General features: G+C 69.3%; 6 protein-coding genes. 2 read left to right on the top strand and 4 right to left on the bottom strand.

All coding sequences use genetic code 11. The features are described from left to right. Window positions 1–159: 159 nt before the first annotated feature. Both WDC87_RS02060 and mrcB read right to left on the bottom strand, forming a co-directional pair. Complete coding sequence (locus WDC87_RS02060) at window positions 160–696, bottom strand: hypothetical protein (protein WP_088497516.1); 537 nt, start codon at window positions 694–696, stop codon at window positions 160–162. Continuing rightward, window positions 693–3,119, bottom strand: coding sequence for a penicillin-binding protein 1B (gene mrcB, locus WDC87_RS02055; RefSeq protein ID WP_188240732.1), 2,427 nt, complete (start codon window positions 3,117–3,119; stop codon window positions 693–695). The genes WDC87_RS02060 and mrcB overlap by 4 nt, the downstream gene beginning before the upstream one ends. Before the next feature lie 96 nt (window positions 3,120–3,215). Between mrcB and WDC87_RS02050 the strand changes: the two genes are divergently transcribed. Beyond that, window positions 3,216–5,315, top strand: a complete 2,100-nt coding sequence (locus WDC87_RS02050) for a glycosyltransferase (protein WP_072167684.1) — start codon at window positions 3,216–3,218, stop codon at window positions 5,313–5,315. On the opposite strand, the gene WDC87_RS02045 is transcribed toward WDC87_RS02050, so the two are convergent. Next, complete coding sequence (locus WDC87_RS02045; protein WP_049414184.1) at window positions 5,312–6,877, bottom strand: hypothetical protein; 1,566 nt, start codon at window positions 6,875–6,877, stop codon at window positions 5,312–5,314. The two genes, WDC87_RS02050 and WDC87_RS02045, sit on opposite strands and share 4 nt — an antisense overlap. A gap of 30 nt (window positions 6,878–6,907) precedes the next feature. Beyond that, entirely contained in the window at window positions 6,908–9,064 is a 2,157-nt protein-coding gene (locus WDC87_RS02040; RefSeq protein ID WP_061480346.1) for a bifunctional (p)ppGpp synthetase/guanosine-3',5'-bis(diphosphate) 3'-pyrophosphohydrolase, read from the bottom strand. Between the two features lie 130 nt (window positions 9,065–9,194). Between WDC87_RS02040 and WDC87_RS02035 the strand changes: the two genes are divergently transcribed. Beyond that, window positions 9,195–9,719, top strand: a complete 525-nt coding sequence (locus WDC87_RS02035) for a hypothetical protein (RefSeq protein WP_111008317.1) — start codon at window positions 9,195–9,197, stop codon at window positions 9,717–9,719. Window positions 9,720–9,766: the final 47 nt, after the last annotated feature.

The raw sequence follows: 9,766 nt of genomic DNA, 5'->3' as shown, positions 1-9,766 counted from the left end.
GTGGGGCGGGGGGCGGGGCGGGGGTCGCCCGCCCGGCAGACCCCCGGGGGCGGGGGGCCCGCGCCCCCCCCCCCCCCCCCCCCCCGCCCGGCCAAGCGCGGCTTTTGCTTTACTCGGCCAAGCAGCCAGCCACGAGGGGCTGTGCCGTTGGCTGAAAACTCAGTAACGCTTGATCCCCGGCACCGTGCAACCTTCAATCTGCGCGTGCGCCGACACCGCATTTTCCTTCTCGCCCCGCGCCAGCCGCGACTGCTCGATCGTCGCCCAGTGCCGGCGGCACAGCGGCCCGGTCTTCGAGCCCAGATCCACGGCCTTGCGCGCCAACGTCTCCGCTTGTGCCCACTGCCCCTGCAGCAGCGCCAGTTCGGCACGCTCCTGCAGCACCGCCGGGTCACCAGCCACGATCTCCAGCGCATGGTCCAGGCTGCTGGCGGCACCGGCGAGGTCGTTGGCCTGGCGCTGCGCCTGTGCGGCCAGCCTCAGGTCTTCCACCTGCGAATCACGCAGCGGCTGCACCGACAATTCCTTGTCGTCCGGACCCGCTGCAGCATCCACGGCCGCCAGGCGCTGCGCCGGCGTGGTGGTGTCGACCGGCTTGACTACCGGCGGCGCGCTGCTCACGCAGGCGGCCAGGGCCAGACTTAGGCCGGTCAGGGCCAGGGGCTGCAGCAGGGTTCGCATGTTCATCGGCATCATCGGCTCGGGGGAGGAGTGGTGGCGGCAGGTTCGGCGGGTGCTTCCGGCTTGCGGTCCAGGCCGAACCAGCTGCGCCAGCCACCGCCCTCGCCTTCAGCCTCGCCCTGCCCCTCGGGCGACGCGGCCGGCGCGCACGGCACATAGGCAGGCGCATAGCCCACCACGAACGGGAAACGACGCGCGCCGGGGCAGCCTTCATCGGTGCTGTTGAGACCGGTGGGAGCCACCGGCTGCCAATCCAGGCCCTTGTTGCTGACCCGCAATGGCGCACTCGGCAGGCGCTGGAAGATGCCCGACCAGACCCGCATCGCGCCAGTGGCGCCATACAGGCCGGCCTGCTGGTTCTGATCGTTGCCGATCCAGATCACCGCCAGGTGGTCGCCGGTGTAGCCGGCATACCAGCTGTCACGGCCATCGTTGGTGGTGCCGGTCTTGCCGGCTGGCTGCAGACGGCCGAGGCCATCAGCATTGAGCCGCTGCGCGGTACCACTGGCGACGACCTGCTGCAGGCCGACACTGATCAGGTTGGCGGCAATCGAATCGCCTTCCTGTGCCGGTGCCGGGGTCTTGTCGTAGCGCTTGAGCAGCTTGCCCTGCGGATCGAGCACGCCACGCACGGCGTGCAACGGCTGGATCTCACCCCCGGACGCGAGGAACTGGTACAGCTGCGCCATCGCATACGGGCTCTGGTCGGTCGAGCCGAGGATCACCGCCGGATTGGCCTCGGCCTTGATGCCGGCCAGCACATGGATCAGCTGGGTCACGCGCTCGGGGCCGACCTGCATGCCCAAGCGCACCGTCGCCTGGTTGTACGAATGCGCCAGCGCATCGATCAGGCGCACCGTGCCGTGGCTGCGGTTGTCGGCGTTGCCGGGGCTCCAGTTGCGGCCGCGGCCGAGCTGCACCGTCACCGGCGAATCATCGACCCAGCTGGCCAGCGAATAGCGGTCCGGCTGCGCCAGGGCCAGCAGGTACACGAACGGCTTGAGCAGCGAACCGACCGGGCGCTGCGCCTCGATCGCACGATTGAAGCCGACCTCGGACACCTCACGGCTGCCGATCACCGCCAGCACGTCGCCGTTGTGCACGTCGGTCAGCACCATGCCGGCCTGCAGTTCAGGGCGACGCTGGCTTTCCAGCGACTTGATGGTGCGGGTCACCGCGCCTTCGGCATAGGCCTGCGCGGACGGCGACATACCGGTCATCACGCTCAGGCCCGCGCCCTGCAGCGCAGATTCCGGATAGTCATGCGCAAGCTGCCGGCGGACCAGGTCGACGTAGGCGGGGAAGCGGTTGGCTGCCACCAGGCCCGGTGTCTTGGGCACACCCAACGGAGCCTTCAGCGCGCGCTGGTACTCGGCATCGTCGATCAGCGTGGCCTCGTGCAGCTTGCCCAGCACGAAGTTGCGGCGATCCAGCGCGCGTTCCGGGTTGCGCCGCGGGTCGTAGAAGGACGGCCCCTTGACCAGGCCGATCAGCAGGGCGATCTGCTCGGTCTCCAGCGACTGCAGGTCACGCCCGAACCAGAATTCGGCACCGGAGGACATGCCATGGATCGCCTGGCTGCCGCGCTGGCCCAGGTACACCTGGTTGAGATACGCCTCGAAAATCGTGCGCTTGTCGTAGCGCGCCTCCATGATCAGCGCGTACAGCACCTCATTGAACTTGCGGGTGAGCGTCTGCTCCTTGCCGATGCCAAGCAGGCCGCTGCGGGCCAGCTGCTGGGTGAGCGTCGAGGCGCCCTGGCGGCTCTGGCCACCGGAACGGATCGTCACCCACACCGCGCGCGCGATGCCGGACAGGTCGATGCCGTGATGGCGGTTGAAGTCCTTGTCTTCCACTGCCTGCAGGCCGGTCACCAGCAGGTCCGGCGCCTCGTCCATGCGGATCAGGCGGCGTTCTTCCTGCTTCTGGCCGTACAGCGTGGCGATGCGCGCCGGATCCAGCCGCGCGGCCTTCAGTGCCTTGCGGCTGTCGGCGTCGCGCAGCGAGGCCACGCCGCCATCGGCCAGCGACAGCTCCACCCGGCGCGGCGCCACCCGGCCATCGACATCGTTGTAGCCACGACTGGAGATCACGAAGCGACCGCCGTTCACCGCATAGGTGGCCGGCTCCTTGCCCTGGCCGTCATCACGATAGGCGGAGGCGGCCAGTTCGGTCTTCAGCGTGGACGCATCCATCGCCTTGCCGGGGGTGAGCACCAGCGGGCGCGCATACACGCGCGTCGGGATCTGCCAGCGCAGCTCGCCGAAACGCTGGGTCACCTGCTGGTTCAGGTACAGCGTATAGGGAATGAGGAAACCCAATCCCAATGCGACCGCAGCCATGCTCCAGGTGATCAGCCGGCGCCGCCACAGCGGACCGCTGTCCTGCGGGTCGTCGTCGAAATCGTCGATGTCGTCGGAATCGTAGCGTCGGGGCACGGGAATGCGAGAATGTAGGGTCTGGCGAGTCTACCCCAGCCACTGCGGCTGGCGAGTTCTCCCGGGTTCCCCTGCTTAAGCTGGAGTTGCAACCGGATGGCGATGTCCCTGGCCGAGATCCGATACCTGATCAACCGCCTGTCGGGCCTGGCCCGCCGGAGCCTGGCAAGCCTGCGCACCCGCGGGTGGCGGGCCACCTGGCAACGCATCCGCGTGCACACCCAGCGCGCCGTTCCCGCGCCGCGCACGCCGCTGTTCCTGCCGCCAGCACAGGCTTTCGCTCCCTTCACGGTGCCGTTCAGCGAGTTGCCGGAGGTAAGCATCGTCATCCCGGTCTACAACCACGTCGACCACACCCTGGCCTGCCTCCGCGCCCTGGCGGCACACCCGCCCGCAGCCGCGTGCGAGATCCTGGTGGTGGATGACGGCAGCAGCGACGCTACCGCACAGTGGATGCCGCAGGTGGCGGGCTTGCGCTATGAGGTGCGTGCGCACAACGGCGGCTTCATCGAAGCCTGCAACGAGGGTGTATCGCGCGCACGCGGCCGCTACGTGGTGCTGCTCAACAACGATACGGTGCCGCAGCCGGGCTGGCTCGACGCCCTGCTGGACACCTTCGGCAGCGTCCCCGACGCCGGCCTGGTCGGCAGCCAGCTGCTGTATCCCGATGGCCGCCTGCAGGAATCGGGCGGAGTGATCTTCGCCGATGGCAGTGGCTGGAGCTATGGCCGCTTCGAGGCCGCTGACGACCCGCGCTTTGCCAGCCTGCGCGACGTCGACTATTGCTCCGGTGCGGCGCTGATGCTGCCGCGTGCCCTCTGGCAGCAGCTGGACGGCTTCGATACCCGCTACAAGCCAGCGTACTACGAGGACACCGACCTGGCCTTCCGCGTGCGTGCACAGGGCCTGCGCGTGCTGGTGCAGCCGGCCAGCCGGGTGATCCACGACGAGGGCACCAGCAACGGCACCGACACCGGCAGCGGGGTGAAGGCCTACCAGGTGCGCAACCAGGCCATCTTTGCCGCTCGCTGGGCCACCGAGCTGGCCGGCCATCCGGCGGTCGGCGCAGTGCCGTCGCCAGCGCTGCTGCTGCGCGGCCGGCGCCAGGTGCTGATCCTGGACGAGGAAGTACCGCAGCCCGATCGCGATTCCGGGTCGCTGCGCCAGGTCAATCTGATCCGCCTGCTGCTGCAGGGCGGTGCCCACGTGGTATTCGTCCCGACCCGGCGCGAGCATGCCGGCGCGGCGACCGAGGCGCTGCAGCGGATGGGCGTGGAAGTCTGGTACGCCCCCTTCCTGGACGGTGTAGCCGGCTGGCTGCGCAGCCATGGGTCGCGTTTCGACGTGGCGATGCTGGTGCGCCACCACGTCGCCCACGAGTGCCTGCCCCTGCTCAAGCGCTATGCGCCGCAGGCACGAACCGTGTTCGACACGGTCGACTTGCACTACCTGCGCGAGCGCCGCGGTGCCGAAGTGGCGGGTGATGCGGCCCTGCTGCGCGCAGCAGAACGCACCCGCAGCAGTGAATTGGCAGTGATGGAGCAGTGCGACATCACCGTGCTGGTCAGTGCGGCCGAACGGGAGCAGCTGCAGGCCGATGCGCCGCGGGTACGGGTGGAACTGATTTCCAACCTGCACGAGGTTGCCGGCGCCGGCGCTGTCTACGAGCAACGACACGATCTGGTGTTTGTCGGTGGCTTCCGCCATCCGCCGAACCTGGACGGCATGGAGTGGTTCATCGGCGAAATCTTCGCCCACATCCGCGCCCGGCTGCCGGAGGTACGCCTGCACTGCATCGGCGCTGCGGCGCCGGAATCGTTGCTGGCACTGGCCGCACGCCACCCCGGCGTGCAGATGCACGGCTTCGTCGAGGACATCACGCCCTACATGGACGGCGCGCGCATTGCCATCGCACCGCTGCGGTTCGGTGCCGGCGTGAAAGGCAAGATCAACCTGAGCATGGCCCATGGCCAGCCGGTGGTCGGTACCACCTGCGCCGTGGAAGGCATGCACCTGCATCCTGGCCAGGACGTACTGGTGGCCGATGACGCTGCCGGTTTCGCCGATGCGGTGGTCCGCCTGTACCAGGACCCGCAGCTGTGGCAGCAATTGTCCGATGCCGGCCTGGCCAACGTCGCCGAACATTTCTCACTCGACGCCGCCCGTGCGACCGTGCAGCGGGTGTTCTTCGCCTAGTCCACCCGTCCACCGGCGCGGCGCAGGCGATCTTCAAACGCCGGCAGTTCGGCCAGATCCGGCTGCAGCAACCGCGCCTGTTCGGCGGCATGCGCGGCGAAGGCCAGGTCACCGTTACCGAGCCGCTCGCTGCCGATCGCCAGCCAGCGCTGGGCCAACCGCAGCCGCGCCGAGGGCAGTCCGGCTGCGGTCGGTGACAGGGTCTGCCAGGCCTGCAGGCAGGCGCCTGCCGCCTGCACGCGGTTCTGCCGCAGATTGTCGTCGAAGCAGCGTCGGCTGGCGGGCAGCAAGCGTGCGGCGGCTGCCTTCACCCGCGCATCGCGGGGAGCCAGCGACTGGGCTTCGCGCAACGCGTCGAACGCGCTGTGCCCGGGTGGGCTGATCCACTGCCCCGCGCGCTCGGCACGTTCGATCTTCCGCAGGTGGTCGCGCAGCTGGCGTTCGCGCTGCGCCGTGCTGACCGCGGGCTGCTGCAGAGCCCGCTGCGCCTGCTGCGCGCGCTGCAGGCGCTGCGCCAGTTGTTGCCGGACGGCCTGCGAAGCCCCCAGCTCCGCCGCCAGGGCCGCATCACGTTGCGCCGCATCGAACTGGAAGTCGTCGGCGGACTTCTGGCTGCGTGCAACCACTGCCTGCAGGGTCTGCTCACGCCCGCGCTGCGCATTGGAATCATCGGCGGCCACCACCAGCACCGCCTGGAAACCCTTGGCCGCAGCTTCCAGCTGCTGCCGTCGCAACGCACGCTGCGCCTGCCGCAGGCGCCGGTCGGCCGCGCGCGCGAGGGCCTCCTCGCTCGCCGGCAGATCGGCATGACCGGCATCGAACTGACGGGCACGACGCAGGAGCGCAGCCGCCTCGGCCAACTCCCCTCGCTCTGCCAGCGTGCGTGCCTGCAGCAGCAGGTCGCTCAGCGCATCTTCGCGCCCTTCCAGCGCCGGCAGGTTGTCCGGCTGCAGGGCCAGGATGCGCTGGAACAAGGGCAACGCACTGCTGTCGCCGTCATCCAGGCGTCCGGCCGCGAACGCGTTACGCGCCTGCGCCAACAACGCACCAATACCGGCTCCGGCGCTACGTCGCGCCTGCAACTGGCGGGCGACCGCATCGGCGTCGCCCTGCGGCACCTGCAGCTCACGGGCCAGTGCCAGGGCCTGCGCGCTGCCGTCCAGGTCATCCGCCTGCAGGCGATCGCGCGCCTGTTGCAGCGCTGCCGCGCCGGTATTGGCGAGGCCCTGGCGCGCCTGCGGGCGATCACCGTCCAGCGCCAGCGCCGCCTGGTAGCGCTCGCGCGCACCACTGCCGTCGGCATCGCTCAGGCGCCCAGCCGCCAATGCACGATCCCCCTCGGCCAGCAGCTGTTCGATCTGCGGCTCATCCCAGAACCAGTCTGCCAACGGCTTGCGCAGCAGGACCAGCAGCACGAACACGGCCAGCGCTGCGAGCAGCGCCCAGCGCCAGATCCGGCGCGCATGGCGCGCCTGCAGCCACCACCAACGCCCCTCGCGACGGACACGGTCCAGCGCAGGATGTTCAGCGCCATGCGGGCGATGCGGGGGCTCGCGTTCCATGCGTGCAGGGTAGCCGGGGCAGCGTGAAGCTCAGCCGAGGCGACGCGCCTCGCTCACGCCCGGCAGCGCATCGAGCTTGCCCAGCAGCGTCGACAACTGCCCGTAGTCACTGACCTTCAGGCGCAGCCGCAGATGGGCACGGCCACTGTTGCGCACGTTGTCACTGTGGATGTCGAGCACGTAGGCGTCTTCCTGGGCGATCAGGTTGGTGATGTCCTTCAGCAGCCAGCGGCGATCGACCGCATCGACCACGACGTCCACCTCGTAGCCGCCCCCAGCCTGGCCCCACTCCACCGGCAGGATGCGCTGCGGGCTGCTGGCCGCCAGCCGGGCCAGCGCGGCGCAGTCTGCACGATGCACGGTGACACCCCGGCTACGGGTCAGGTAGCCGACGATCGGCTCGCCGGCCACCGGCTGGCAGCAGCGTGCCAGCTGCACCAGCAGGTTGCCCACACCCTGCACGGTGAACTTGGACTTGCCCAGGTTCTCGCGGCGCGCGGTCGGCCGCGGCAGAGCCGGTGCGGGCGCGGGCTGGCTGGCGGCACGCTCCGCCTCCAGCAGCGCACGGCTGACCTGGTTCGGGCCGGTATCGCCCAGCGCCACCTGGATGTACAGGTCATCGACGCTGTCGGCATGGAACTTCTTCGCCGCCACAGCCAGGTCCGCGTGCTGCAGGCCCAGCCGCTTCAGCTCGCGCTCGAGTAGCTCGCGACCGGCCTGCACGTTCCGCGCGCGGTCCAGCTTGTGGAACCAGCTGCGCACCTTCTCGCGCGAGCGGTTGCTGGCCAGGAAGCCGTTGGCCGGCATCAGCCAGTCGCGGCGCGGATCGGCCTCCTTGCCGGTCAGGATCTCGACGCGGTCGCCGCTGCGCAGGCGGTAGGTCAGCGGCACGATGCGGCCGTTGACCTTGGCGCCGCGGCAGCGGTGCCCGACCATGGTATGCACCTGGTAGGCGAAATCGAGCGGCGTAGCGCCCTGCGGCAGGTCCAGCACCTCGTCCTTCGGGCTCAGCGCATAGACCCGGTCCTCGGTCAGCTCAGCATCAAGCGCCCCGGCCAGTTCATTGCCCTGCCCGTCCTGCGCCTGTTCCAGCAACTGGCGCATCCAGGTGATCTTGCGGTCGAAGGACTTCTCCGCGCCCTTGCCACCTTCCTTGTACTTCCAGTGCGCGGCCACGCCCAGCTCGGCCTGCGAATGCATTTCATGGGTGCGGATCTGCACTTCGATGGTGCGACCTTCCGGGCCGACCACGGCGGTATGCAGCGAGCGATAGTCGTTGGCCTTCGGGCGTGCGATGTAATCATCGAACTCGCTCGGTACCGGTGCCCACAGCGCGTGCACCACGCCCAACGCGGCATAACAGGCGGCAACGTCGTCGACCATCACGCGCACCGCACGGATGTCATACAACTGGTCGAAGGCCAACCGCTTCTTCTGCATCTTCCGCCAGATGCTGTAGATGTGCTTCGGGCGGCCGCTGACTTCGGCCTTGATGCCCTGGGCGACCAGCTCGCGCGACAATACCTTCTTGACGTTCTCGACGTAACGCTCGCGGGCGATGCGGGTTTCATCCACCTCGCGGGCGATGCGGCGGTAGGTTTCCGGTTCCAGGTGGCGGAACGCCAGGTCCTCCAGCTCCCACTTCAGCTGCCAGATGCCCAGCCGGTTGGCCAGGGGCGCGTGGATGTCGCGGGTCAGCTGGGCCAGCGCGCGCCGCTGCTCCTCGTCCAGCTTGTCGGCCGCACGCATCCTCGCGAGCTGGCGCGCCAGCAGGATCGGCACCACGCGCAGGTCGCGGATGATCGCCAGCAGCAGCCGGCGCAGGCCCTCACTGTTGCGCCCCGCCTCACGGCCGGCATGCAGCGCCCACACTGGATCGGCCGCATCCTGGCCATCCAGCAGGCCGGTCACCGCCGCCTTGTGGTTGCCCAGCGGCAGCTGGTCCAGGCTGGCGCGCAGGCCCGGCAGGTCGAACAGCAATGCGGCCACCACCGCGCCTTCGTCGGCCGAGAGCATCGCCAGCGCATCGAGGGTATCGCCCAGCACCGACCAGCTGGCACGCATCTGGTGGTCGCAATCCGGCGCTTCCCAATGCTCACGCAGGGCCTGGCGCAGCGGAGCAGGCAGCACCGCTGCCGAGGGACGGTTCAACAAGGCATCCAGGCCGGGGACGGAAGCGCGGTTCACAGCATCGAGCAGGCAAGACAGAGGCCCCTACACTAGCGCCGGCGCCGTTCAGGGACAATCACTGCACCTACCATCACCCGGCATGAAGACATGCCGCTACACTCGCCCACACACCCAGGAGAGACCCGCCATGCCTTCGATTGCCCCGCGCGTCCGTCCACGGCTGCTGGCCTGTGCCGCCGTGCTGCTGTCCCTGTCCGCGCCTGCGCTGGCCCAGCGCGTGGTGGAGGGCGACCTGCAGCAGCAGATGTCGCCCTCCGAGTTCAAGGCCGCCGGCCTGGACAAGCTCAGTGCCGGTGAACTGGCCACGCTCAACCGCTGGCTGCAGGGCAAGGTCGAGGCGGCCACCAACCAGGCCGTCGCCGCAGCGCGCGAAGAAGGCCGCCAGGAAGTGATCAAGAAGAACCGCGGCTTCCTGGACTTCGGCAGCAGCGAACCGATCGAAAGCAACCTGCAGGGTGAATTCCGTGGATTCGGCCAGGGCCGCCGCTACGTGCTGCAGAACGGCCAGGAGTGGGAGCAGATAGACGCCACGCACTATTCCGGTGGCCGCAAGGACGCCCCGGGCGTCAGCATGCGCCCAGGGGTGATGGGCGCCTGGTATATGAAGGTGGACGGGGTAAACGTGCAGCCGAAGGTTCGCCGCACCAAGTAACGTCCGGGCATTCCGGCCGTGCCCGGCTCCCTGCCCGGCCGGCCCCG

The organism is Stenotrophomonas maltophilia group sp. Smal12 (assembly GCF_037079935.1).
GTDB classification, from domain to species: domain Bacteria; phylum Pseudomonadota; class Gammaproteobacteria; order Xanthomonadales; family Xanthomonadaceae; genus Stenotrophomonas; species Stenotrophomonas sepilia.
This window is presented reverse-complemented; position numbering and strand designations above follow the sequence as displayed.

What these genes read in the sequence shown, in the direction of transcription:
- WDC87_RS02060 (WP_088497516.1), bottom strand. Translation starts at nt 696, where the DNA reads ATGATGCCGATGAACATGCGAACCCTGCTGCAGCCCCTGGCCCTGACC.
- WDC87_RS02050 (WP_072167684.1), top strand. Translation starts at nt 3,216, where the DNA reads ATGGCGATGTCCCTGGCCGAGATCCGATACCTGATCAACCGCCTGTCG.
- WDC87_RS02045 (WP_049414184.1), bottom strand. Translation starts at nt 6,877, where the DNA reads ATGGAACGCGAGCCCCCGCATCGCCCGCATGGCGCTGAACATCCTGCG.
- WDC87_RS02035 (WP_111008317.1), top strand. Translation starts at nt 9,195, where the DNA reads ATGCCTTCGATTGCCCCGCGCGTCCGTCCACGGCTGCTGGCCTGTGCC.